Below are 23856 nucleotides of genomic sequence, written 5' to 3'. Positions count from 1 at the left end.
GCGCTGTTAAGCCCTGGCGCCTGGAGTGCCGCGCGCGTTCTTCTTCTGCAGGATCATCGACGCTTCGTCGTAGGCCTTTTGGAAGGCGTCACCGCCGATCCACTCCACCGCAGTGTCTTCGTCTTCATCATGGAATATCCCGCGATAGGTGATCAGCAGGCCCATCATAAAGTCGGTGGCCGCATCTTCCGCTTCCTCCGCCACCACCAGCTCCAACACCGGGTATTGCAGGAACACCACGCACATGGCGAGCAGGCTGATGCCTTCGCCAACTTTCATCGCTTGGAACAAATCGTCGAAGTGCGCCGGGTCGAAACCGTTCTCTTCGATGTCTTTGAAGTCGAAGGTGCTCAGGTCGATGTCGACATCATCGAACGGCTCGTTAATCAACGGATTGGCCAGCACCGGATGCACGACAGTGGCTTTGGGCTTACCTGCGCGGTTTTGCTTGGCCTTGGTTTTGGCTCGCTGGGCGCGTTTGTGCTGTTTGTCTGGGGAAGCCATTCAGGCGAGTTCCTTGTGCGTGCAGCCATGGTTATGGCCCGGGATAATCGGGGGCGTAGTGTATTCAGTCTTGGTGGGGTTAGGTCGTTCAAAGGGGGGTGTATTTAGTTTTTCTGGCCTGAATGTACGGTTTCGTTCAGGCGCAGCCTCTCAGTATCAATTTCGCAGTCTGGCCCGATTTCAGCGCATGCGTAGGATGGATTGAGTGAAACGATACCCATCAGGTTCACAGACGAACCAAGGTGCTGAGCCGGCAGCAGTATGGGTATCGCTGCGCTTAACCCATCCTACGAGCTATTTAGGCGATGTCGCCCCTGGCTTCGTATGCCCCCAGCGCTTAGTCATGCGCATGACCGTGGCTTTCAACATCAGACTGAGTTTCCGGTTCACCGCCGCCACATGCGGACAGTAAGCCCAGCAGGCCAAATAACAGCAGGCAACGACTCAGGGCAGTTGTGGTTGTCATCGTGTAATCCTTTCAATTCCGATCATGGTTGTAGATGCCCCTGCGCCCGATGGCGAAGGGGCATGCGCCTTAGATGACTCGCTTGAGGCTCAGGTACTCGCCCTTGGTCTTTAGCGTGATGGTCACGTCGCTGTTGCTTCGATTACGCCAGAACCAGCCGTGGGTGCCGTCGAAGATGGCGGTGAATTCGCCTTTGTCACCCTTGACCTGCTTGCCCTTGCTGTAGCTGTGAAAATAACCACTCGGGCCGTTGTAGGGCTCACCGTGGGTGTCGTGGTTGACCGGTACGCCATTAGTCGTCCACTCGTAGCTGACCATGGCCTTGTCCAGCATTTCCAGCTTGATTTCACTGGCCTCGCCCGGCTTTAGCGTGACAGTCACCTCATCGGACTTCAGGGCTAGCTGAGGCTCTGCTGCCGGTTCAGCCACGGCTGCTGCCGCAACGTGTTGTTGAGGTGCCGGCTGAGCAGGCGCGGGGGCCTGTACGACGGGGGCCGTCGCTGGCTGAGCAGCTGCATCCGCTGCCGCTTCTTCGGACAGGGTTATTTTCAATTCGCCCATCTGGGTCAGGCCGAGCATGCGGCCAGCTCCGGTTGGGTCGATGGCGTATTCCGCTGGCATCACCACGGTGCCCAATAAGACGGCGGCAACACCCAAGGCGATCACGGTAGAGCGCAGCAGTTGGCGGCTGGTCGGCAATTCGCTGTGGGTTGGAAGCTTGGTATTGAACATGCGGAGAATTCCTTATTGAGACACGATCAGGGCGGTGAGCTGGTAACCCATCAAGAGGAAACCGGCGCTCATCATGGCGACGTTGGCGGTGTAGGCATGACGCCAGAAGCTGGCGGTGCGCCGCCAATAGCCCATAACAATCAGAATGGCGCTCAGGGCCAGCAGCTGGCCGATCTCGACGCCGACGTTGAAGGCAATCAGGTTGGGGATCAGGCCATCTGCCGAAATCTCGTACTCCTGAATTTTGGTCGCCAGACCGAAGCCGTGGAGGAGACCAAAGAGCAGCGTTGCCGCCTTAGTGTTTGGTTGGTAGCCGAACCAGCGCTGGAACGCGCCCAGGTTATCCAGCGCCTTGTACACCACCGAGAAGCCGATAATGGCGTCGATCACGTAAGAGCTGATGCTGATTTCCGCCAATACGCCGAGCAGCAGCGTCACGGTGTGCCCCACGGCGAACAGGGTGACGTAGAGCCCTACGTCTTTCAGGCGGTAGAGAAAGAAGATCACCCCGAAGAGGAACAACAGGTGGTCGTAGCCGGTGATCATGTGCTTTGCGCCCATGTAGATGAACGGCAGCGCCATCACCCCGGAGCTTTCCTGGATAAAGCCCTTGTCGCCCTCGGCAACAGCGTGGGCCAATGCTTCAGGTATGCCGAGAAACAGCAATGCCGTGAACAGCAGCAACAGTAGTAACGAGCGATTCGGGCGCACGGCAGATGCGTCCATTGCGCCCATAGATAGCGAATGCATGGTTGAGTCCTAAATTAAAGGGGTCTTGGGCCGCACGGCGGCCAGTGTCAGAGCACGAATATGGGACGTGGTGGCCGTTCGATCAGAAAGATCGGGCTGGGGGGAATGGAGTAGCGAGGGGCTTCTATCGGCTGCGCACGATCTGGCCGTGTAGTGATACTCAGCAGCGTGGTCAGGTGCGGCGTTTCATGCAGATGATCAGCTGTCAGCGAGGAGTGGTAATGATCCGAGCATACTGCGCAGGCAAATGCGCCGTCGCCGTGCGCATGCGAATGAGCACTGTCATTGCCGCCCCATGCTGGCTGGCTCGATCCCATAAACAGCGCAGATGTATGCCCAGCCCAGGCCAGCAAGATGGCGAGAGCAAGGGCAAAAATCACCTGGGTGCTGATGGGGCTGCTGAGCATGTTTGGGTTCTTTCAATGCCTAGACTGTTGGCTTTTCTGGAGGGGTTACAGGTTTGACCATATCCCCCCAGGGGGGATAGGATGCGAGCGTAATTCATCGACGCATGAGACTCAAGGCATGAGCGATCACGAACACGGCCATCAGCACCAAAGTCATAGCGATATCGTCAAAAGGTTGAAGCGTGCGGAGGGCCATCTGCGCAGCATCGTCACCATGATCGAAGACCATCGGGCCTGCGTCGACATCGCTCAGCAGTTGCATGCTGTGGAAAAAGCCGTCTGCCAGGCCAAGCGTGTGCTTATCCAAGATCACATCGACCACTGTCTGGAGCACACAGTCGAAGCACTCGCGGCAGGCGAGCGCACATCCCTTGAAGACTTCAAGCAAATCACCAAGTACCTCTAGCAAAGAGCACCATCAACAGTGTCCTGGGAGGTACAAGATGACCTGGGTTATCAGCAAATATTTTCTGACTGCAATCGTGGTAGTCGTCGTTTCAGAGGTGGCGAAACGTAGCGATAAATTTGGGGGGTTGATTGCAGCTTTACCACTAATCACCGTTCTGACACTGATCTGGCTAAACGTTGAAAACCAAGCCACAGACAAAATTGCTAATCATGCCTGGTACACCTTTTGGTACGTATTACCCACTCTACCGATGCTGCTCGCGTTCCCCTTTCTTCTACCTCGATTTGGTTTCTGGCCAGCGCTGCTGATCTACATTGTTGCCACCGCGGGTTGTTTCGGTTTGTTTGCCCTGTGCGTCCGCCGGTTCGGTGTTGATTTGCTCTGATCAATAAACGGTGATGGGTCGATATAACTAAACAGCTGCTCTGGGTCGAAAACAGCCCATCACTCAGGTTCGCGGTGGGTGATCTCTGAACGCTAGCTTCGGCGAGATTAATCGCACTGGTCGTTGGGATTTGCCATGCACCGCGTTGCTCGACAAACTCTCGCTCCGCTGCGGCCACAGGTGCCGGATGCCGATGCTGAAAAGGGGCTGGAGTTGAACGAACAGACATTGTCTATGCGCCTAGAGCGTGTGGCTGCGTATGTGCCAGCAGGTGCGCGCTTGGCTGATATTGGCTCGGACCACGGCTATCTGCCGGTGGCGTTGCTGGGTCGTGGTGCCATCGCGGCTGCGGTGGCAGGGGAGGTGGCCTTGACGCCATTCCACGCGGCGCAACGCACTGTGCGCGAGAGTGGCCTGAGCCAACTGGTCAGCGTACGTCTGGCAGATGGTTTGGCGGCGATCGAGCCGGGAGATGCCATCACTGCCATCACTCTCTGCGGCTTGGGTGGCGAGAAGATCCGCGACATCCTCGACAGCGGTAAGGCCCGCCTGAGTGGTCAGGAGCGGCTGATTCTGCAGCCCAACGGCGGTGAGCAGCCGCTGCGCCAATGGCTGATGGACAATGGCTACCGCATCCTCTGTGAGGAAGTGCTACGGGAAAACCGCTTTGCCTACGAAATCATCGTTGCCGAACGCTCCGGGCCGGTGATTTACAGCGCCGAAGAGCTGTACTTTGGCCCGTTGCAGATGCAGAGGCGCAGCCCGGCGTTCCTGGCCAAGTGGCAACGTATGTTACGTTTGAAGCAGCAGACCCTGGCCGACCTCGCTCAGGCGCGACAGGCGGTGCCCGAGGAGAGGGTGCAGAAGGTTACTCGACAGACGCAGTGGATTATTGAACTGCTAGCGTGAGCTTGGTGCAGGCGGCGAGGTGATAGCAGCGCACCAGGCGTATATAACGCTAGGCATCGGTCTGGTGCAGCGCGTGATCAGCGCCAGTGGATGGCTTATGCGAAGCCATGCGGCATGGCCGTTCGCCTTGACTTGCCCGGGCACCTTCCTTAGCGTGCCGTCTCCGTTGGTACAGGCAGGACACAGGCATGAGCGCTGCAGATAACGTCAAACTCGAAGCCGGCTGGAAAGCCGCGCTGCATGATGAGTTCGAGAAGCCCTATATGCGTCAGCTGGGCGACTTTCTGCGGGCGGAGAAGGCGGCGGGCAAGGAGATTTATCCGCCGGGTGCGCTGATCTTCAACGCATTGAACTCCACGCCCTTGGCCGAGGTTAAGGTGGTGGTGATCGGCCAGGACCCTTATCACGGCCCGGGGCAGGCCCATGGCCTGTGCTTCTCGGTGCAGGCGGGCGTGAAGACGCCGCCGTCGCTGCTCAATATCTACAAAGAGCTCAAGCGCGACCTGAATATCGACATCGCCAGCCACGGCAATCTGCAGCACTGGGCGGAGCAGGGTGTGCTGCTGCTCAACACGTCATTAACCGTGGAGCATGGTATTGCCGGCTCCCACGCCAAGATCGGTTGGCAGACGTTTACCGACAAGGTGATCGAAGTGGTCAGCCAGGAGCAGGCGCGGCTGGTGTTTCTGCTGTGGGGCGCGCATGCGCAGAGCAAGGAAAAGCTCATCGATAGCAGCAAGCACCTGGTATTGAAATCCGTGCACCCGTCGCCGCTGTCGGCGCATCGCGGCTTTATCGGCAATGGTCACTTCAGCCGCTGCAACAAGTTTCTCCAGCAGCATGATTTGCCCCCGGTGAGTTGGCGTTTGCCTGAGGCTTAAGTGCTTTTGCGCAGATAAAAAAAGCCCGCACAGGGCGGGCTAAACGTGGTCTTTAACGGGCTTAGCCGTTGCGTTGCCAGAGCCTGAACAACGGCTCAGCGAGAAACATCACCAGAAACAGCCGCAGCACCTGCAGCGCAGTGACCACGGCCACCGACAGTTGCAGGGCTTCGGCCGTTAAACACAGTTCAGTGATGCCACCGGGCATCATGCCGAGCATCAGCGAACGCTGGTTTTCCCCGGCCAGCCAGCCTAAGCCTTGCCCTAGGCCGGCGGCAGCGAGCATGGCGAGCAGGCAGAACAGCAGAATGCGCGCGAGAAAGCCCGGCGCGCTGCGAAAGAACGTGCGGTCGAAGTGACAGCCCAGGGCGCAGCCGATCAGCCACTGGCCGATTTGGCCCAGGCCATTGGGCAAACCCAGGTGCAGGTCGAAGCTGACGCTGGCCACCGCGCACACGGTTAACGGCCCGAGCATCCATGGGTTGGGCTGGCCTAAGCGTCCCCACAACCAGGCCAGCAGCGCGCCAGCGGGCAGCAGCACGGCTAGCCATGGCCAGCTCACCGGTGCCGGCAGCGGTGGCGCGATCGGTGGCATGCTCCAGGTGAAGATGGCTGGGATCAGCAGCACCACCAGCAGCAGGCGCAGGCTGTGCGCAGCGGCCACCTTGGCGGTTTCGGCGTTGTGCCGCTGGGCCAGGTTGACCATCTCACTGGCGCCGCCCGGCATGCTGGCAAAAAATGCGGTGGCGCGGTCGAGGCCCGCGCGGCGCAGCAGGGTGATGCCGATCAGGCTGAGCAGCAGGGTGATCAGCGCGCCAAGCAGAATGATGGTGAAGTGGCTGAGCAGTTCAGTGAACACTTCTTGGGTGAAGTGCAGGCCGATAGCGCTGGCGACCAGCCACTGACCGGTCTTGCGCCCGCCTGGTACTTCGCTGACCAGCCAGCCACTGCAGCGCGCCACAATAACCGCTAGCAGAGAGCCGATGATCCACGGCAAAGGCCAGCCGATCAGGCTGGCCAAGGTGCCGCCGGCCAGGCCGATCAGCGGGGTAGCCCACCAACCGTGCCAGCCGGTGAGCACAGCGTGCTTAGGCACTAGCCAGTTGCGCGGCACGACGGGCGCGCCACCAGCGTAGCCCTGGCATGCCCAGCATCAATGCAGTCAGGGCCCACAGGCACAGGCTGATCGGGCTGCTCCAGAGGATGTTCAGGTCGCCTGCCGAGATCGACAGGGCGCGACGCAGGTTGTCTTCCATCAGTTCACCGAGGACGAAGCCGAGAATCAAGGCCGACAGGGGGAAGTCCAGCTTACGCAAGATATAACCGAATACGCCGAGGCCGACCATCAGCACCAGGTCGAAGGTGGTGCTGTGCACCGCGTAGACGCCGACCATGCTGATCACGGTAATCGCCGGTACCAGCACCCAGTTAGGCACGCTGAGCATGCGCGAGAACAGGCCGACCAGCGGGATGTTCATCACCAGCAGAATCACGTTGCCGATAAACAGCGAGGCGATCAGGCCCCACACCACATCCGGTTGCTGCTCAAACAACAGCGGGCCGGGGGTGATGTTGTACAGGGTCAACGCGCCGATCATCACCGCCGTGGTGCCGGAACCCGGTACGCCGAGGGTTAGCATGGGGATCAGCGAGCCGCAGGCCGAGGCATTGTTGGCGGCTTCTGGAGCGGCGAGGCCGCGCAGGTCGCCGTCACCGAATTTACCGTTGCTGCCGGCCATGCGCTTTTCGGTCATGTAGGTCATGGCACTGGCGATGGTCGCGCCGGCACCCGGCAATACGCCGATAACGAAACCGGCCAGGGCGCTGCGCACCATGGTCCAGAAGGTGAAGCAGAACTCTTTGAAGTTGAACAGCAGGCGGCCGCTGGCTTTCACGGCTTTCTGGCCGTTGTGGGTTTTTTCCAGCATCAGCAGCACTTCACTGACGCTGAAGAAACCGATCACCACGATCACAAACTGGATGCCGTCGGACAGGCTGACGCTGCCGAAGGTAAAGCGGTAGACACCGGTGGTGGAGTCCACGCCGACTGTGGCCAAGGCCAAGCCGATGAGCGCCGCCATCAGGGTTTTTACCGGTTTGTCGCCGACCATGCCGCCGAGGCAGGCGATGGCGAAGATCATCAGCACAAAGTATTCGGCGGGACCAAAGGCCACCGCCCACTTCGCCAGGATCGGCGCAAACAGCACCACCCCGCAGGTGGCGATGATGCTGCCGATAAACGAGCTGACCGCCGACAGTGACAGGGCGATCCCGGCCTTGCCCTGGCGGGCCAGCGGGTAGCCGTCGAGGGTGGTCATTACCGCGGCGGCGTCGCCCGGCACGTTGAGCAAAATGGCGGAAATGCGCCCGCCGTACTCACAACCCAGGTACACCGCAGCCAGCAGAATCAGCGCGGTTTCCGGCGACAGGCCCAGGGCAAAGGCCAGTGGCAGCAGCAGTGCCACGCCATTGATTGGGCCCAGGCCCGGCAACAGGCCGACGATGGTGCCAACAAAGGCGCCGAACAAGGCGACCAACAGGTTTTCCGGTCGGGTGGCGACCTCAAAGCCCTGCATCAAGAAATTCAGCGTTTCCATTTTCAGCTCTCCACAAAGGCTTCGAACAGGCCGAGGGGCAGCGGCACATCCAGCAGGTAGTCAAACAAGCCATACAGCAGCACGCCCATCAGCACGGCGCTGATGGCGCAAGGAATCAGGCGGCCGGTAAACAGCAGGCCAAGGGCAAAGGCGGCGAGGGCGGTGCTGATGACAAAACCGAGGGTTTCAAACAGCAGGGCATAGGCCAGCAGCGTCAGTACACAGAGCGTGGCGCGTAAGGCCGCACGGCTGTTGAGCTGCTGTTCAAGCATGCCGGGCTTGAGCAGCAACCACAGGCTGCCCGCAGCCATCAGCGCCAGCAGCAGCAAAGGGTAAGCGCGTGGACCCACCGGGTCGTAGGCGAAGGGCGCCTGGAAGCCCCAGGCAATAACGGCGAGCACGGCGCAAAACAACAGCCAGCTCGCGGCGAACAGGCGAACGTACATGGCGGGTTACCTAGTCGGAAATCGGGAGGAGCGTGGAGTCGTAGGATGGGTTACACCGCTGCGCGGTTAACCCATCCTACGAATTGCACGTTTGGCGTTACTGAACCAGGCCGAACTCACCAGCCAGCGCCTTGTATTCTTCAACTTGCTTGAAGACCAGGGCTTGCAGTTCATCACCGGTGACGGCGAGTGGCAGCAGGTCACGCTGTTCGCGCAGGGTGGCGAAGTCTTCACGGGCGAGCAGGGTGTCGAATTGCTGCTTCCACCAGTTGTACTGCTCGTCAGTCACCTCTGGGCCCATGTAGAAGCCACGGATCACCGGCCAGCTGATGTCGTAGCCTTGTTCCTTGGCGGTCGGGATGTCGGCCAGTTTGCCCGGCAGGCGCTCATCGGCGAGTACCGCGAGAATGCGTACCTTGTTCGCTGCCAGTTGCGGGGTGACTTCGCCCAGGCCGCTTGAGGTGACCTGTACATGGCCGCCGAGCATGGCGGTGAGGGTTTCGCCGCCGCCTTCGAACGCTACGTAACGCAGGTTTTTCGGGTCGATGCCGGCCAGGCGGGCGATCAGTGCGGTCTGCATCCAGTCCTGGCCACCGATGGTTGCGCCGGCGCCGAAGACGATGCTGCCCGGGTCTTTTTTCAGTGCTTGCACCAGGTCATCCAGGCTCTGGTAAGGCGAGTCAGCCCGCACGGTGATCGCGCCATAGTCGGTGCCGACAGCCGCCAGCCAGCGCACGCCAGTTTCGTCGTAGCGGCCGAACTTGCCTTGCGCCAGGTTGAGCAACGAGCCGCTGGAGAAGGCCGTGATGGTGCCCGCGTCATCGGCGCGCTGGGCAATCACCGCGTTATAGGCCACCGCGCCAACGCCGCCGGGCATGTAGGTCACGCGCATCGGCGCTTTCAGCAGGCCGCTGTCTTTCAGGCCGCTTTGCGCCAGTTTGCAGGTCAGGTCGAAGCCGCCGCCTGGCTTGGCCGGGGCAATACATTCCGGGCGCTTGGGTTCGGCGGCTAACAGCTGGCCGGCAAAGGTCAGGCAGGCGGTGGCAAGGGCAATACGGGTGAGGGCAGTTTTCATTATTGAATCCTCTAAATTGTTATTTTTGATCAAAAAATCGGCAGGGTGTAGCCGATGACTACACGGTATTCGTCCGAGTCGCGGGCGAAATCGGAGCGGAAGTTGGCGTTACGCAGACGCACGAAGAGATTCTTCACCGGGCCGCTTTGCACCACGTACTTGACCTCGAGGTTGGTTTCCTTTTCGTCGCCGCGTTCGTTGCTGCCTATGATTCGCGCGTCACTGCCTTTGATATAGCGAGCGTAGGCCGTCAGGCCAGGCACGCCCAGGGCGGCGAAGTCGTAGTCGTAGCGGACTGACCAGGATTTTTCCTCAGGGTTGGCGTAGTCGTTGGCGGAATCGTTGACCAGATAGGGGTCGCTGCCCGCGATATAGGCATAGCCGGTGTCGCCGCTCATGTCCTGATAGCCCAGGCTCAGCTTGTGGCCGCTGTGGGCGTAACTGAGCACACCGTTCAGTGCGCGGTTGTCCACTTCGCCGGCCTTGGCTGCGCCACTTTCGTCGCTGAGCATCAGGCGCAGATCGGCAGCCATGGTGCCGCCGGCCAGGGGGTAGGAGGCCAGCACATTGAAGAAGTTCTGCCGGTAGACATCCTCAAGTTCGCCATGGAAGTAGCGGCCTTTGAGGTTCTGGTTGAACTCGTAGTCGAAACCCAGCAGGTCGAGGTGGTCGGCGGTGACCCCGGCGTAGCGTCCATTCTTGCTTTCGAGCTGCAAATCCTCGGCGTCGGTCGAGGCGCGGTCGATGGCCTTGCCCAAACGCCCGCCAGTGAAGGTCAGGCCCTTCACCTCGGAGGAAGTCAGCAGGCCACCCTCGAATACCTGCGGCAGCAGGCGGCTGTCGTTGGCCACTACCACCGGCAGGACGGGGCTGTGCGAACCGTAGCGCAGCTCGGTGGCAGAGACCTTGACCTTGGCGGTCAGGCCCAGACGACCAAACGCATCCGGTGCCTTGCCATCGTCATGCCTTGGCAGTAGGCCGGTTCTGGTGCGGTCGGCGCTGGAGTCCAGTTTGATGCCGAGCAGGCCCTGGGCGTCGAGGCCGAGGCCGACTGGGCCTTCGGTGTAACCGGACTGTACGTTAAGCCAGAAACTCTGGCCCCACTCCTCGCGCTTGTTCTGGCCGGTGCCTTCGCGATAGTCACGGTTCAGGTAGATGTTGGTGGTCTTTAGGTTGGCAGAACTGTCGTCGATAAAAGCGGCCTGCGCTGCAGGGGCGAGCAGAGCAGTGGCGATTGCCAGGCTAAGCAGATGAACAGGCGAAAGTGCCCGATTTGATGCAGTCGGCATCTTGTGGTCTCCATTGTTGTTTTTGTCACGGCTGCGCGCCACAGCGTCAGTCGTTCAGGTAGGTGGGTCGAGCCACCTAAAATCGATGCTAGAAGGTCAAACTTTCACCAAGCTTTCAGCTTGAAAGAAAGTGCCTAGAACGTTCGCGGCAGCCTTTGCACCGTTACACTTGGCGCATAACAACAAGTTCGTGGAGTACTACTACCGTGCGAGTCCTATTAGTCGAGGACCATCTGCCCCTGGCTGAAAGCGTGGCCCAGGCCCTGCGTGGCATCGGGCTTAACGTGGACATGCTGCACGACGGTGTGGCCGCTGACCTGGCCTTGAGTAGCGAAGAGTACGCCTTGGCGATTCTCGATATTGGCTTGCCGCGCCTCGATGGTTTTCAGGTATTGGCGCGGTTACGTGAGCGTGGCAAAACCCTGCCGGTGCTGATGCTCACCGCCCGTGGCGAGGTCAAGGATCGGGTGCATGGCCTTAATCTGGGGGCTGACGATTACCTGGCGAAACCTTTTGAGCTGAGCGAGCTGGAAGCGCGGGTCAAGGCGTTGCTGCGCCGCACTGTGCTGGGCGGTGAGCGACAGCAGCGCTGCGGCAATCTGCTGTATGACCTGGATACCCGACGCTTCACCCTGGCCGATGGGCTGCTGGCCCTGACTTCCCGCGAGCAGGCGGTGCTGGAGGCGATGATCGCCCGGCCTGGACGGGTGATGAGCAAGGAGCAACTGGCCGCCCTGGTGTTTGGTTTGGACGAGGAGGCCAGCAGCGACGCCATCGAAATTTACGTGCATCGCCTGCGTAAAAAGCTTGAAGGCGGCGGGGTGAAAATCGTCACCTTCCGCGGTCTGGGCTATTTGCTGGAGGCACTGGGTGACAGCGCACAGTAAGCCCACAGTGGCTGCGCCCGGGAGCTTGCGTGGGCGCTTGATCCGCCGTCTGGCGTTACTGCTGACGTTGATTCTGCTGGTCAGCAGCCTGAGTGCTTACTGGAGTGCACGGCAGGCCGCCGATACCGCCTATGACCGCACCTTGCTGGCCTCGGCGCGGGCGATTGCCGATGGCCTGTACACCACGGCAGGGCGCTTGAATGCCAATGTGCCCTATGTGGCGCTGGACACCTTCGCCTATGACAGCGCCGGGCGCATCTATTACCAGGTGCTGGATGTGCAGGGCGCGCTGGTCTCCGGTTATGAAGGTTTACCGCCAGCCCCGCCTGGCACCAAACGTACCGATGATTACCCGGCCTTGGCGCATTTCTATGACGCGGAGTACCGCAGCCAGGGCGTGCGGGTGGTCAGCCTGTTGCAGCCCGTCAGTGAGCCGGGGCTCAATGGCGTCGCGGAAATTCGCGTGGCGGAAACCCAGGGTGCACGTGAGCGCATGGCCCGCGAGCTGCTGCTCGGCACCCTGTGGCGCATGGGGTTGCTGTCGTTGAGTGCCTTGCTGCTGGTGTGGTTGGCGGTGAGTGCCGCGCTGCGCCCGTTGGATGCCTTGCGTCGCAGTGTGGCGGAGCGTACCAGCGACGATCTGCAGCCATTGTCAGAGCTCGGCATGCCGCGTGAGCTGCGCCCGTTGATCGATGCGCTGAACCAGTTCAATGAACGCCTGCGTAATCTGTTTGAGCGCCAATCGCAGTTTATTGCCGATGCCTCCCATGAACTGCGAACGCCGCTGGCCGCGCTCAAGGCTCGGGTTGAACTGGGGCTGCGTACTGAAGAGCCCGCCGTGTGGCGCAGTACGCTGGAGGACGCCGCGCAGAACACCGATAAGCTGACCCATCTGGCCAATCAGTTGCTCTCATTGGCGCGTATCGAAAGCGGTGCGCGGGCCATTGCCGAAGGAGGTGCGCAGCGTCTGGATTTAAGTCAACTGGCCCGCGAACTGGGGATGGCGCTGGCACCGTTGGCCCACGCAAAAGGCATCGCCCTGGCGTTGGAAGCCGAACAGCCGGTATGGCTTAGCGGTGAGACAACCTTGCTCAACGAACTGCTGTGCAACCTGCTGGATAACGCCCTCGCACACACCCCGGCCGGCGGCAATGTGGTGCTGCGGGTGCTGCCGAATGCGGTGCTGGAGGTCGAGGACGACGGCCCAGGTATTCCGCCGGAGGCGCATGAGCGGGTATTTGCCCGCTTCTATCGGCACAGCAGTAAGGGTTCGGGGGCGGGCTTGGGGCTGGCGATTGTCGGTGAGATTTGTCGCGCTCATCAGGCGCAGATCAGCCTGCATCAGGTGCAACCACAGGGGTTGCGGGTGCGCGTTGAGTTTGCTGCAGCGGCCGAGTGAGTGGGCGCTGCAGCAACCGTGCGGGCTGTGCTGCGCCGTTACTGCAGCATGCTCATGGCCGCTTCCATCGCCGCTGACAGGTCTTCGTCGTCATTGATGTTCTGGCTCGGGTCTAGGCCGAGCTTGCGGAACGCGGGGATCTGGCTCCAGTCCAGCTGAGTGTAGGGGTGCTCGCTGCCCAGGTAGCTCTGCAGGGTGGCGACCTGGACGATATCGACATAGTCGACCTTGGCGCTGTCGCGGGTGAAGTCGAGGTACTGGCTGGGCACCATGGCAATCTGCTCAGGGAAGTCCCAGGCGCGCAGGATCTTGTCACCGATCAGCGGGTGGATCTGCTCAATCACATGGTTGAGGCTGATCGAGTCGGCCAGCAGTTCGCTGTGTTCTTCGGCGTAGGTGAGGATCGGCAGGACGCCGATCTGGTGCACTAAGCCCGCGAGCGTGGCTTGGTCGGGCAGCAGGCGGGTGTAGTGCTTGCACAGTACGTGGCAGATGCCGGCGATTTCCGTGCTTTTATTCCACACTTCGCGCATTTTACGGTCAACCACGTCGCTGGTTGCCTGGAACATCTGCTCCATGGCGAGGCCCGTGGCGAGGTTGCAGGTGTAGTTGATGCCGAGACGACCTACGGCCATTTGCAGGTCGGTGATTTCTTTGTTGGTGCGCAGTAGCGGGCTGTTGACCACCTTGATGATGCGCGCCGTCAGCGCCGCGTCGTTGCCGATGACTTTGCTCAGTTGCGCAATGCCGATATTCGGGTCCTCTGCTGCCTCGCGGACTTTTAGCGCGACCTCCGGCAGGGTCGGCAGTACCAGTTCATCGTTGTCGATGGCCTGGCTCAGTTCCTTCTGGACTTTCTCGGCAAGCTTACTCATGGACAATTCTCTTTAGGCGGTGAGGCAAGTAAAAGTAATAAGAAATGCGCGATGCTCAGCGCTGTATGTCGCGGTCTGAATCCAGGGTATACGGCAAATCAAGCACGCTCAGCGGGCTGCCCTCGGCAGAGCCTAGATGAACCTGGCCATTCAGTGCGGCATCGTCCTGCAGCACGGCCAGCAGTTCGACACCCGTTTCACTGCGGGCCGCCAACACGACCTCACCGACACTGGATGCATGGCTGGGCGAGAACAGCCCAGTAGCCGGCTCTGGCACTTGCTTGTCATGCAGCTCAAGGCGATACAGGCGGCGTTTGAGTTTGCCCAGGTATTGCATGCGCGCGACGATTTCCTGGCCGGTGTAGCAGCCTTTCTTAAAACTGACCCCGCCCACCGCCTGCAGGTTGATCATCTGCGGGATAAACAGCTCGCGGGTACTGCCCATGACCTGACCAATCCCAGCGCGCACCTGCGCCAATAGCCAGTCATTGAGCGGTGCTTCTGGTAGCTGGCTGGCCAGTTGGGCTTGGACGGCTTCGGCCTGGGCAGCGGGTATCCACAGCTCGGCGCGGCCATCGCTCAGGCGCAGGGCCAGCAATTCATTGTAATGCGCCACGCTGTCGGTAGCTGCTGGCAGTTCCAGGCCCAGGCTGTGCAGGGCGTCATCACCACCGCTCAAGCCAAGGCGTAGCCAGTCCTGGCTTTCGTCGGTTAGCTTGGACTTGCTGAAGGCGGCGTATTTCTTTAGATCAGCTAGCTGTGCGTCAAGCAGTTCGCTGGCCATCGCCAGCAAGTAGCCGTCACTCACGCTGACAATGCGAAAGCTCGACTGCATGCGGCCTTTGGGCGTGCAGCGCGCGCCGAGGCTGGATTGGCTGGCGCTCAGGTAGTTGAGGTTGCAGGTGACTTGGCCCTGGAGGAATTTGCTGGCGTCCGGGCCGCGTACGGCGAGGATGCCTTCGTGGCTGAGGGTGCAATAAAACGCGGTGTCGGCCATGGTCGGTTTGGTATCGCTGGATAAAAGAGAGGGGGCTTATCATAGAGCGCGCCTCGCACCTTGTCAGCGCTTGCCGCTGCTTCGTCGTGGCGCATTGCATGCATGCGGTCAACAGGGGCGCTTTTCATCGGTATACTGCGCGCCTTATCCAAGGAGCATACCCATGGTCGACTCGGTTGAACTCAATCGTCTGTTTTGGCACAGCCGCCGCGGCATGCTGGAGTTGGATGTGCTGTTGGTGCCCTTCGTCAGAGAGGTTTATCCGCAGCTCGATGAGGCGGATCGCGAGCGATATCGCAAACTGCTCGAATGTGAAGACCAAGACATGTTTGGTTGGTTTATGCAGCGTGGCGAACCGGAAGATGCCGACCTCAAGCGCATGGTTCGAATGATTCTGGACCGTGTCCAGCCAAAGTGATGGCTTCGAATGCCAGTGGCAGCCTTCGCGCTGGCTGCTGGCGTGCTATGCCCTGATCCAGGGGCTGGCGCTGCTCAGTCTGAGCTGGGTGGACATCCCATTGTGGGCGCGCGGGCTGGGGCTGTTGTGCTGTCTGGTGCACGCTACCTGGGTCGTGCCGCGCCACCTGCTGTTGATGTCGCCCGCTGCCTATCGGGCGCTGCGTTGCACGGCGGATGGTTGGCAGGTGCACAGTGCCGCGCAGGGCTGGCAGTCAATCGAGCTGCATCCAGATAGTCTGGCGTTACCGCTCATGGTATTGCTGCGCTTTCGTCTGCCCGGGCAGCGGCGCGTGCGCTCGCTGTGCGTCGTCCGCGACAGCCTGTCGCGCGATCAGCACCGGCGCTTACGCGTGCGGCTGAAATTCAGTCGTCATAGGTGGGCGGCAGCAAAATAGTGTCTTTGGCTTCGGCCAACTGCTGTGGGTAGTCCAGGGTGTAGTGCAGGCCGCGGCTTTCATGGCGCAGCATGGCCGAGCGAATCATCAGTTCGGCGACCTGAGCCAGGTTGCGCAGCTCGATCAGGTCGCGGCTGACCTTGTAGTTGCTGTAAAATTCGTCAATCTCGTCGAGCAGCAGGCGCACCCGGTGCTCGGCACGCTGTAGGCGTTTGTTGGTGCGCACGATACCGACGTAGTCCCACATAAAACGCCGTAGTTCGTCCCAGTTGTGCGCAATGATCACGTCTTCGTCCGAATCGGTGACCTGGCTGGCATCCCAGCTGGGCAGTGCTGCGGGTGTTTGCACTTGGTCCAGCTGGCTGACGATGTCGGCCGCCGCCGCGCGTGCGTACACGAAGCACTCCAGCAGTGAGTTACTGGCCATGCGGTTGGCCCCGTGCAAGCCGGTAAAACTGGTTTCGCCGATGGCATACAAGCCGGGCACGTCGGTATGGCTGTGCTGATCGACCAGTACGCCGCCGCAGGTGTAGTGCGCGGCGGGCACTACTGGAATGGGCTCTTTGGTGATGTCGATGCCGAAGTCCAGGCAGCGCTCGTATACGGTTGGGAAGTGCGACTTCACAAACTCAGCCGGTTTATGGCTGATATCCAAGAAGACGCAGTCAATCCCTAGGCGCTTCATCTCGTGGTCGATGGCGCGGGCGACGATATCCCGTGGGGCCAGTTCGGCGCGCTCATCGAAGCGCGGCATAAAACGTTCGCCGTTGGGCAGTTTGAGTAGTGCGCCTTCGCCGCGCAGCGCCTCGGTGACTAGAAAGCTTTTTGCCTTCGGGTGGTACAGGCAGGTTGGGTGGAACTGGTTGAATTCCAGGTTGCCAACTCGGCAACCGGCGCGCCAGGCCATGGCAATGCCGTCGCCGCAGGCGCCGTCCGGGTTGCTGGTGTAGAGGTAGACCTTGGCCGCACCGCCGGTGGCGAGAATCACAAAGCGCGCGCTGAAGGTGTCAACTTCGCCGCTGGCGCGGTTGAGCACGTAAGCGCCGAGGCAGCGCTGGCCATCCAGGCCGAGTTTACGTTCGGTGATCAGGTCGACGGCGACGCGTTGCTCCAGCAATTCGATATTGCTGCGCTGTTTGGTTTGTTCGAGCAGGGTGTTAAAAATCGCCGCGCCGGTCGCGTCGGCGGCGTGAATGATGCGCCTATGACTATGGCCACCTTCGCGGGTCAGGTGGAATTCAAAGCCGCCATCTTCGCGAGCAGTCTGGTCGTCACGGGTAAAAGGGACGCCCTGATTAATCAGCCACTGGATGGCTTCGCGACTGTGTTCCACGGTAAAGCGCACGGCATCCTCGCGGCACAGGCCGCCGCCTGCGTTGAGGGTGTCTTCGACATGCGATTCGACTGTGTCGGTGTCATCCAGCACCGCCGCCACGCCGCCTTGCGCCCAGTAAGTGGAACCGTTGGCCAGGTTGCCCTTGCTCAGCACGGCAATGCGTAGATGCGCTGGCAGCGTCAGGGCCAGGGTCAGGCCGGCGGCGCCGCTACCGATAACCAAAACGTCGTGTTGGTAATGTTGGCTCATGTTCGAATTCCGCGAAAAGCGGCCCCTAGTATATAGAGGGGGTGGGCTGCACAATAGCCGGCTTATGACCAAGTGCGTTGCTCGGGAACTTTTTAAGTGTTTCGAGTTCCATAGGCGGTTATTTAGGTGCCAATTCGTCGTGTCAGACGGCTTTACAATGGGCTTGCAGCTTTTGCATGGCCTGCGGGTGGTCGAGACTAAAAGTGCAGCATCGGAGTCCCTTTGCTGCGCTATTCCGTGCAGGGCTTTTAAGTGATCTGCAGGAAGCTTGTTTGAAGGAGAGAACTTTTGCGCAATGCCCAAGTCTACTTTGGCAGACCGATTCACGGGTCGGCTTGCGCTCCTTCAAACCTAATGAGGAGTTTTCATGCTAACCCAGGAAGATGATCAGCAGCTGGTCGAGCGCGTACAGCGCGGCGACAAGCGTGCATTTGATCTATTGGTGCTCAAGTACCAGCACAAGATTCTCGGGTTGATCGTGCGTTTTGTGCATGACACCCATGAGGCACAGGATGTAGCGCAGGAAGCCTTCATTAAGGCCTACCGGGCGTTGGGTAATTTTCGCGGTGACAGTGCGTTTTATACCTGGCTGTATCGCATCGCCATCAACACGGCGAAGAACCATTTGGTGTCGCGTGGCCGCCGGCCGCCAGACAGTGATGTAAGTGCTGAGGATGCCGAGTTCTACGATGGCGATCACGCCCTGAAGAATATCGAGTCGCCGGAACGTGTGTTGTTGCGTGACGAGATCGAGGCCACGGTGCACCGCAGTATTGAGCAATTGCCAGAAGATTTACGCACAGCGCTAACCTTGCGTGAATTTGATGGTCTGAGTTACGAGGACATTGCCAGCGTCATGCAGTGTCCAGTTGGCACCGTGCGTTCGCGAATTTTCCGGGCACGCGAGGCCATTGATCGATCCCTGCAGCCGTTGTTGCAGGAAACCTAAGGCAGCGGCGTCAGCCAAGAGAGGAACCGCCATGAGTCGTGAAACCCTGCAGGAATCGCTGTCCGCGGTGATGGATAACCAAGCGGATGAACTTGAACTAAGGCGAGTGCTGGGGGCCAGTGATGACCCTGCGTTACGTGCAACCTGGTCGCGCTACCAAGTCGCTCGCGCAGTCATGCACAAAGAGTTGCTTGAGCCGCGACTGGATATTGCCGCTGCGGTATCTGCAGCCCTGGCTGATGATGCTGCACCGGTTGCACCGCAAGCGCAGCGCGGTCCGTGGCGCACAGTTGGGCGTTTGGCAGTTGCTGCTTCGGTTACCGTGGCCGTGCTGGCTGGCGTGCGACTGTACAATCAGGATGAGATCGCGGGTACGCAGTTGGCGCAGCAGGCTAATCAGTCGATGCTTGCCATTCCCCAAGTCAGTGGCCCAGCTATGTTGGCAGGTTTTAATACCTCTGAAGAGCAAGCGGCCTCGACGGCTAGCGCTGTAGGTCAAGGTCAGCCTGGCTGGCATGAGCAGCGCCTGCCAGCGTATTTGCGTCAGCATGCGCAGCAAGCAGCCGTTAGCACCGGCGACAGTGCGCTGCCATATGCGCGCGCAGCCAGCCTAGAAAGCCGTTAACGCCCGTTGTTAAGGAGTCGCATGCGCCTTATTGCTTTAAGCGCCCTGTTTCTGGGCAGCTGGCTGGCGTTGCCGGTAATGGCAGCTGAAGGGCCGGCGTTGCTGCAGCGTTTAGTCGATGCTGAGCGCGCTCTGAGCTTTCAGGGCACCTTTGTTTACGAGCGCAATGGCAGCTTTTCAACACACAGCATCTGGCATCGAGTTGACGAGGGCGGCACGCTGCATGAGCGCCTGCTGCAGCAGGATGGCTTGGCGCATGAGGTCGTGCGTGTCGATGGTCAGGTGCAGTGCGCCAGTGGGGCGCTGGCCGACCAATTGATCGACAGCCAGTTGTGGCCCAGCAGGGCGCTGAATGTCGAACAGCTGAGCCAGTGGTACGAGCTGCGTGTGCTCGGCAACTCTCGTGTGGCGGGGCGCACCAGTCGTGTACTGGCGCTGGTGCCGCGAGATCAGCATCGATACGCCATTGAATTGCACCTTGATCAGCAGACGGGCCTGCCGTTGAAGTCGTTGCTGGTCAACGAAAAAGGGCGCTTGCTTGAGCGCTTTCAGTTTACCCAATTACAGGTTGCGGCTCCTGCAGCCACCGATCTCGCGCCTGGTAGCGGATGTCGCTCGGTGCGTTTGTCGCCGGTGCATGCAGGGGCTGCACAGGCATGGCAGTCGGATTGGTTGCCGCAGGGTTTTAGTCTGAACTCGGTTACTCAGCGCCGCAGCCCTGCATCGGATGAGTTGGTTGCCTGTCAGGTGTATGGCGATGGGTTAGCACGGTTTTCGGTTTTTATGGAGCCGTTGCGTGGCGCGCAGGTTGATGATTTACGTACTCAATTGGGGCCAACCGTGGTTGTTTCACGGCGACTAAAGACCGGTGATGGCGATGTCATGGTCACGGTGGTAGGCGAAATACCGTTGGGGACCGCTGAGCGCGTCGCCCTGTCGATGCGAGCGGCTACCGAGGCTGTGCAGTGATTGAGGAGCAGGGGCGGGTCGTCGCTGTCGAGCCAGGCGCTGTCTGGGTTGAGACTCTGCGTAAAAGCACCTGCTCCAGCTGTTCGGTTAAGGCCGGTTGCGGCCAGGGCTTGCTTGACCAGCTTGGTGCCGGTGGGCGGCGCGGTTATGTGCGAGCGCTGTCGGATCTGCAGCTGGCTGTTGGCGATGCGGTGATCATCGGTGTGCGCGAAGACTTGCTGGTACGTGGCTCGTTGTTGGTTTATCTGCTGCCGTTGATCGGGCTTTTTGCAGCGGCAGTGTTGGCTGAACAGCTGGGTTTGAGTGAGCCTTGGGTGATACTCAGTGCGCTGCTCGGTTTTCTGCTTGCCTGCTGCGCTGTACGCTGGCGTAGCCGTATTACCGCCGGTGATCCGGCGTTACAACCTGTGGTGTTGCGTGCATTGCTTGTGGGTACCACGACAGCGCTTTAAGAACTTTGCTGACTTGATGGGGAGTTGTATGTCGAAGCCTGCTCTGAAATCTACCTTTACAGCCATATTTGCCTTGCTGCTGATGGGGCAAGCGTTGCTTGCCCAGGCAAGCCTGCCGGATTTCACCGAGTTGGTTGAGCAGGCGTCACCGGCGGTGGTCAATATCAGTACCCGGCAGAAGCTGCCGGAGCGCCCAGTGGCTGGTGCGGGTCAGCTCAATGTGCCTGATCTGGAAGGCCTGCCGCCGATGTTCCGCGAGTTCTTCGAACGCAACATTCCCCAAGTGCCGCGTACGCCCGGTGGCGGACGCCAGCGTGAGGCTCAGTCGCTAGGCTCAGGCTTTATCATTTCCGCAGATGGCTATGTGCTGACCAACAATCATGTGATTGCCGATGCCGATGAAATCATCGTGCGCCTGGCGGATCGTAGTGAGTTGGAGGCAAAACTGATTGGTACTGATCCGCGCAGCGATGTGGCCTTGCTCAAGGTTGAGGGTAAAGGCCTGCCGACCGTCAAGCTGGGCAAGTCGGAAGAGCTGAAAGTTGGCGAGTGGGTGTTGGCGATTGGCTCGCCATTCGGTTTTGATCACTCGGTGACCGCTGGTATCGTCAGCGCCAAAGGCCGTAGTCTGCCGAACGAAAGCTATGTGCCGTTCATCCAGACCGACGTGGCGATTAATCCGGGTAACTCCGGTGGCCCGCTGTTCAACCTGGCCGGCGAAGTGGTGGGTATCAATTCACAGATTTTCACTCGCTCCGGCGGCTTTATGGGCTTGTCGTTTGCCATTCCAATGAGTGTGGCCATGGATGTGGCTGATCAGCTCAAGGCCGATGGCAAGGTTAGTCGCGGCTGGCTGGGTGTGGTGATTCAGGAAGTGAACAAAGACCTGGCTGAGTCGTTTGGTCTGGATAAGCCGGCCGGTGCGCTCGTGGCGCAGGTGTTGGAACAGGGGCCGGCGGCCAAGGGCGGTTTGCAGGTCGGTGATGTCATCCTCAATCTGGACGGTAAGCCGATCATCATGTCTGCCGATTTGCCGCATCTGGTGGGTGCGCTTAAGCCGGGCACGCGTGCCGAGTTGGACGTGGTGCGCGATGGTGCACGCAAAAAATTGCAGTTGACCATCGGGGCGCTGCCTGAAGATGGCGAGCCCTTGGCGGGTAATACCGCATCCGGAGTCGAGCGCAGCAGCAACCGTCTTGGGGTTAAGGTGGTTGAGTTGACTGCTGAGCAGAAAAAGAGCCTCGATCTTAACGGTGGCGTGGTGATTTCCGAGGTGCTCGAGGGGCCGGCGGCGCTGATTGGCCTGCGCCCAGGCGATGTGATCACTCACCTGAACAATCAGGCGATCAATTCGGCCAAGACCTTTACCGAGGTGGCGCAGGCCCTGCCGAAGAATCGTTCGGTGTCGATGCGCGTGCTGCGTCAGGGGCGTGCGAGCTTTATTACCTTTAAGCTCGCCGACTAACGGTGTTGATAGAGTAAACGGGCGACTTCGGTCGCCCTTTTACATAGAGTCGCTTTGCGGCCTTGGTGACGTGTAAGGTGGCTTTCGGGTACACTTCGCGGCTATTTTCGGCGGGCAGTCGCCTGCGACCTTTTCGAGTGTTGATCCGTGAGTGATTTGAGTCATATCCGCAATTTCTCCATCATCGCCCACATTGACCACGGCAAGTCGACCCTGGCTGACCGTTTTATCCAGATGTGTGGCGGTCTGGCTGACCGTGAAATGGCAGCCCAGGTACTGGACTCCATGGATCTTGAGCGCGAGCGCGGGATCACCATCAAGGCGCACAGCGTCACGCTGTATTACAAAGCGCGTGACGGCATTACCTATCAGCTGAACTTTATTGACACCCCAGGTCACGTCGACTTCACCTACGAGGTCAGCCGTTCCCTGGCAGCTTGCGAAGGTGCGCTGCTGGTGGTCGATGCCGGGCAGGGCGTGGAAGCGCAGTCGGTGGCCAACTGTTACACCGCCATTGAGCAGGGCCTTGAGGTCATGCCAGTGCTGAACAAAATTGACTTGCCGCAGGCCGACCCGGACCGCGTCAAAGAAGAGATTGAGAAGATCATCGGTATTGATGCCACCGACGCTGTGACCTGCAGCGCCAAGACCGGTCTGGGTGTCGATGAGGTGCTCGAGCGTCTGGTGCATACCATCCCTGCGCCGACCGGTAATGTCGAAGATCCGCTGCAAGCCTTGATCATCGATTCCTGGTTCGACAACTATCTTGGGGTTGTGTCCCTGGTACGCGTGCGCCACGGGCGAATCAAGAAGGGTGACAAGGTGCTGGTGAAATCCACCGGCAAGATTCACTTGGTCGACAGTGTCGGTGTGTTCAACCCGAAGCATACTGCTACCGCTGATCTGAAAGCCGGTGAAGTGGGCTTTATCATCGCCGGTATCAAGGATATTCACGGTGCGCCAGTGGGTGACACGCTGACCTTGAGTTCGACGCCTGACGTTGATGTGTTGCCAGGCTTCAAGCGTATCCAGCCGCAGGTTTACGCCGGTCTGTTCCCGGTTAGCTCCGATGACTTTGAGGACTTCCGTGAAGCCCTGCAGAAGCTCACGCTGAACGACTCCTCCTTGCAGTACACCCCGGAAAGCTCTGACGCATTGGGCTTTGGTTTCCGTTGTGGCTTCCTCGGCATGCTGCACATGGAGATCATTCAGGAGCGCTTGGAGCGCGAGTACGACCTGGACCTGATCACCACAGCGCCGACGGTAATTTTCGAGCTACTGCTCAAGACCGGTGAGACGATCTACGTCGATAACCCGTCGAAACTGCCAGACTTGTCGGCAATTGAAGATATGCGCGAGCCGATCGTGCGCGCCAATATCCTCGTGCCGCAGGAGCATTTGGGCAACGTGATTACCCTGTGCATCGAAAAGCGTGGTGTGCAGCACGACATGCTGTTCCTCGGCTCCCAGGTGCAGGTGACTTATGACCTGCCGATGAACGAAGTGGTGTTGGACTTCTTCGACCGCCTGAAGTCAACCAGCCGTGGTTATGCCTCGTTGGATTACCACTTCGATCGCTACCAGTCAGCCAATCTGGTCAAGCTGGATGTGCTGATCAATGGTGAGAAGGTCGATGCCCTGGCGTTGATCGTGCACCGCGACAACGCGCACTACAAAGGTCGTGCGTTGACCGAAAAGATGAAAGAACTGATCCCTCGGCAGATGTTCGATGTGGCGATTCAGGCTGCCATTGGTGGACAGATCGTGGCGCGGACTACGGTCAAGGCGCTGCGCAAGAACGTATTGGCCAAGTGCTACGGTGGTGACGTTAGCCGTAAACGCAAGCTGCTGGAAAAGCAGAAGGCCGGTAAAAAACGCATGAAGCAGGTCGGTAACGTGGAAATTCCACAGGAAGCCTTCCTCGCTGTGCTCAGGCTGGATAGTTAAGG

Annotated in this window: 27 protein-coding genes; 14 read left to right on the top strand and 13 right to left on the bottom strand. The window is 59.8% G+C overall.

What is annotated here, in order from left to right; translation table 11 throughout:
* Window positions 1–6: 6 nt before the first annotated feature.
* The 5 genes from Q0V31_RS19635 to Q0V31_RS19615 form a co-directional block, all read right to left on the bottom strand.
* Window positions 7–504, bottom strand: coding sequence for a hypothetical protein (locus tag Q0V31_RS19635; RefSeq protein WP_298190804.1), 498 nt, complete (start codon window positions 502–504; stop codon window positions 7–9).
* A 337-nt stretch (window positions 505–841) separates the two neighbouring features.
* The gene (locus Q0V31_RS19630) at window positions 842–970 is read right to left on the bottom strand and encodes a hypothetical protein (protein ID WP_298190803.1); all 129 of its coding nucleotides are present in this window, start codon (window positions 968–970) and stop codon (window positions 842–844) included.
* 69 nt (window positions 971–1039) lie between these two features.
* The gene (locus Q0V31_RS19625; protein WP_298190801.1) at window positions 1040–1702 is read right to left on the bottom strand and encodes a transmembrane anchor protein; all 663 of its coding nucleotides are present in this window, start codon (window positions 1700–1702) and stop codon (window positions 1040–1042) included.
* A gap of 12 nt (window positions 1703–1714) precedes the next feature.
* Window positions 1715–2452 (bottom strand): HupE/UreJ family protein, encoded by a 738-nt coding sequence (locus Q0V31_RS19620; protein WP_298190799.1) that lies wholly within the window; start codon window positions 2450–2452, stop codon window positions 1715–1717.
* 47 nt (window positions 2453–2499) lie between these two features.
* Window positions 2500–2859 (bottom strand): hypothetical protein, encoded by a 360-nt coding sequence (locus Q0V31_RS19615; protein WP_298190797.1) that lies wholly within the window; start codon window positions 2857–2859, stop codon window positions 2500–2502.
* Between the two features lie 118 nt (window positions 2860–2977).
* Between Q0V31_RS19615 and mreA the strand changes: the two genes are divergently transcribed.
* The 4 genes from mreA to ung all read left to right on the top strand — a co-directional run bounded on the left by mreA (window position 2978) and on the right by ung (window position 5443).
* Entirely contained in the window at window positions 2978–3265 is a 288-nt protein-coding gene (gene mreA / locus Q0V31_RS19610; protein WP_090509882.1) for a metal-sensing transcriptional repressor MreA, read from the top strand.
* A gap of 37 nt (window positions 3266–3302) precedes the next feature.
* Complete coding sequence (locus tag Q0V31_RS19605) at window positions 3303–3653, top strand: DUF3147 family protein (RefSeq protein ID WP_298190792.1); 351 nt, start codon at window positions 3303–3305, stop codon at window positions 3651–3653.
* 213 nt (window positions 3654–3866) lie between these two features.
* Window positions 3867–4562, top strand: coding sequence for a tRNA (adenine(22)-N(1))-methyltransferase TrmK (locus tag Q0V31_RS19600; protein WP_298191170.1), 696 nt, complete (start codon window positions 3867–3869; stop codon window positions 4560–4562).
* 188 nt (window positions 4563–4750) lie between these two features.
* Window positions 4751–5443, top strand: a complete 693-nt coding sequence (gene ung, locus Q0V31_RS19595; RefSeq protein WP_298190790.1) for a uracil-DNA glycosylase — start codon at window positions 4751–4753, stop codon at window positions 5441–5443.
* Between the two features lie 61 nt (window positions 5444–5504).
* On the opposite strand, the gene Q0V31_RS19590 is transcribed toward ung, so the two are convergent.
* From Q0V31_RS19590 to Q0V31_RS19570, 5 genes are all read right to left on the bottom strand, one after another.
* Complete coding sequence (locus tag Q0V31_RS19590; protein ID WP_298190789.1) at window positions 5505–6539, bottom strand: AbrB family transcriptional regulator; 1035 nt, start codon at window positions 6537–6539, stop codon at window positions 5505–5507.
* A complete protein-coding gene (locus tag Q0V31_RS19585; protein WP_298190787.1) occupies window positions 6532–8040 on the bottom strand; it encodes a tripartite tricarboxylate transporter permease in 1509 nt (502 codons plus the stop codon). The genes Q0V31_RS19590 and Q0V31_RS19585 overlap by 8 nt, the downstream gene beginning before the upstream one ends.
* Window positions 8041–8042: 2 nt before the next feature.
* Window positions 8043–8486, bottom strand: a complete 444-nt coding sequence (locus Q0V31_RS19580) for a tripartite tricarboxylate transporter TctB family protein (RefSeq protein WP_298190779.1) — start codon at window positions 8484–8486, stop codon at window positions 8043–8045.
* A gap of 97 nt (window positions 8487–8583) precedes the next feature.
* Complete coding sequence (locus Q0V31_RS19575) at window positions 8584–9561, bottom strand: tripartite tricarboxylate transporter substrate binding protein (RefSeq protein WP_298190777.1); 978 nt, start codon at window positions 9559–9561, stop codon at window positions 8584–8586.
* Between the two features lie 29 nt (window positions 9562–9590).
* Window positions 9591–10850: an OprD family porin gene (locus tag Q0V31_RS19570; RefSeq protein WP_298190775.1), complete on the bottom strand. Its 1260-nt coding sequence runs from the start codon at window positions 10848–10850 to the stop codon at window positions 9591–9593.
* Between the two features lie 206 nt (window positions 10851–11056).
* Here Q0V31_RS19570 and Q0V31_RS19565 point away from each other — a divergent pair, with 206 nt between their 5' ends.
* Window positions 11057–11737: a response regulator gene (locus Q0V31_RS19565; protein WP_298190773.1), complete on the top strand. Its 681-nt coding sequence runs from the start codon at window positions 11057–11059 to the stop codon at window positions 11735–11737.
* Window positions 11738–11744: 7 nt separating this feature from the next.
* Entirely contained in the window at window positions 11745–13136 is a 1392-nt protein-coding gene (locus Q0V31_RS19560; protein WP_298191168.1) for a sensor histidine kinase, read from the top strand.
* Between the two features lie 38 nt (window positions 13137–13174).
* On the opposite strand, the gene Q0V31_RS19555 is transcribed toward Q0V31_RS19560, so the two are convergent.
* Together Q0V31_RS19555 and Q0V31_RS19550 are read right to left on the bottom strand one after the other, a co-directional pair.
* Window positions 13175–14011: an HDOD domain-containing protein gene (locus Q0V31_RS19555; RefSeq protein ID WP_298190771.1), complete on the bottom strand. Its 837-nt coding sequence runs from the start codon at window positions 14009–14011 to the stop codon at window positions 13175–13177.
* Between the two features lie 55 nt (window positions 14012–14066).
* Window positions 14067–15008: a folate-binding protein YgfZ gene (locus Q0V31_RS19550; RefSeq protein WP_298190769.1), complete on the bottom strand. Its 942-nt coding sequence runs from the start codon at window positions 15006–15008 to the stop codon at window positions 14067–14069.
* 163 nt (window positions 15009–15171) lie between these two features.
* On the opposite strand from Q0V31_RS19550, the gene Q0V31_RS19545 reads away from it, so the two are divergent.
* Both Q0V31_RS19545 and Q0V31_RS19540 read left to right on the top strand, forming a co-directional pair.
* Window positions 15172–15426: a succinate dehydrogenase assembly factor 2 gene (locus Q0V31_RS19545; protein ID WP_298190765.1), complete on the top strand. Its 255-nt coding sequence runs from the start codon at window positions 15172–15174 to the stop codon at window positions 15424–15426.
* The gene (locus Q0V31_RS19540; protein WP_298190759.1) at window positions 15410–15862 is read left to right on the top strand and encodes a protein YgfX; all 453 of its coding nucleotides are present in this window, start codon (window positions 15410–15412) and stop codon (window positions 15860–15862) included. Before Q0V31_RS19545 ends, Q0V31_RS19540 begins: the two co-directional genes overlap by 17 nt.
* On the opposite strand, the gene nadB is transcribed toward Q0V31_RS19540, so the two are convergent.
* Window positions 15831–17447, bottom strand: coding sequence for an L-aspartate oxidase (gene nadB, locus Q0V31_RS19535; protein WP_298190757.1), 1617 nt, complete (start codon window positions 17445–17447; stop codon window positions 15831–15833). The genes Q0V31_RS19540 and nadB overlap by 32 nt on opposite strands.
* A gap of 367 nt (window positions 17448–17814) precedes the next feature.
* Here nadB and rpoE point away from each other — a divergent pair, with 367 nt between their 5' ends.
* The 6 genes from rpoE (at window position 17815) to lepA (ending at window position 23854) form a co-directional block, all read left to right on the top strand.
* A complete protein-coding gene (rpoE, locus tag Q0V31_RS19530; protein WP_090244955.1) occupies window positions 17815–18396 on the top strand; it encodes an RNA polymerase sigma factor RpoE in 582 nt (193 codons plus the stop codon).
* 31 nt (window positions 18397–18427) lie between these two features.
* Window positions 18428–19021 (top strand): anti sigma-E factor RseA C-terminal domain-containing protein, encoded by a 594-nt coding sequence (locus Q0V31_RS19525; protein ID WP_298190753.1) that lies wholly within the window; start codon window positions 18428–18430, stop codon window positions 19019–19021.
* Between the two features lie 21 nt (window positions 19022–19042).
* On the top strand, window positions 19043–19990 hold the full coding sequence (locus Q0V31_RS19520; protein ID WP_298190751.1) for a MucB/RseB C-terminal domain-containing protein: 948 nt from the start codon (window positions 19043–19045) through the stop codon (window positions 19988–19990).
* Window positions 19987–20442, top strand: coding sequence for a SoxR reducing system RseC family protein (locus tag Q0V31_RS19515; protein ID WP_298190747.1), 456 nt, complete (start codon window positions 19987–19989; stop codon window positions 20440–20442). The genes Q0V31_RS19520 and Q0V31_RS19515 overlap by 4 nt, the downstream gene beginning before the upstream one ends.
* Window positions 20443–20470: 28 nt before the next feature.
* Entirely contained in the window at window positions 20471–21907 is a 1437-nt protein-coding gene (locus tag Q0V31_RS19510; protein WP_298190746.1) for a DegQ family serine endoprotease, read from the top strand.
* Window positions 21908–22054: 147 nt separating this feature from the next.
* Window positions 22055–23854, top strand: a complete 1800-nt coding sequence (lepA, locus tag Q0V31_RS19505) for a translation elongation factor 4 (RefSeq protein WP_298190744.1) — start codon at window positions 22055–22057, stop codon at window positions 23852–23854.
* Window positions 23855–23856: the final 2 nt, after the last annotated feature.

The organism is uncultured Pseudomonas sp., from assembly GCF_943846705.1.
Taxonomy (GTDB): Bacteria; Pseudomonadota; Gammaproteobacteria; order Pseudomonadales; family Pseudomonadaceae; genus Aquipseudomonas.
This window is presented reverse-complemented; position numbering and strand designations above follow the sequence as displayed.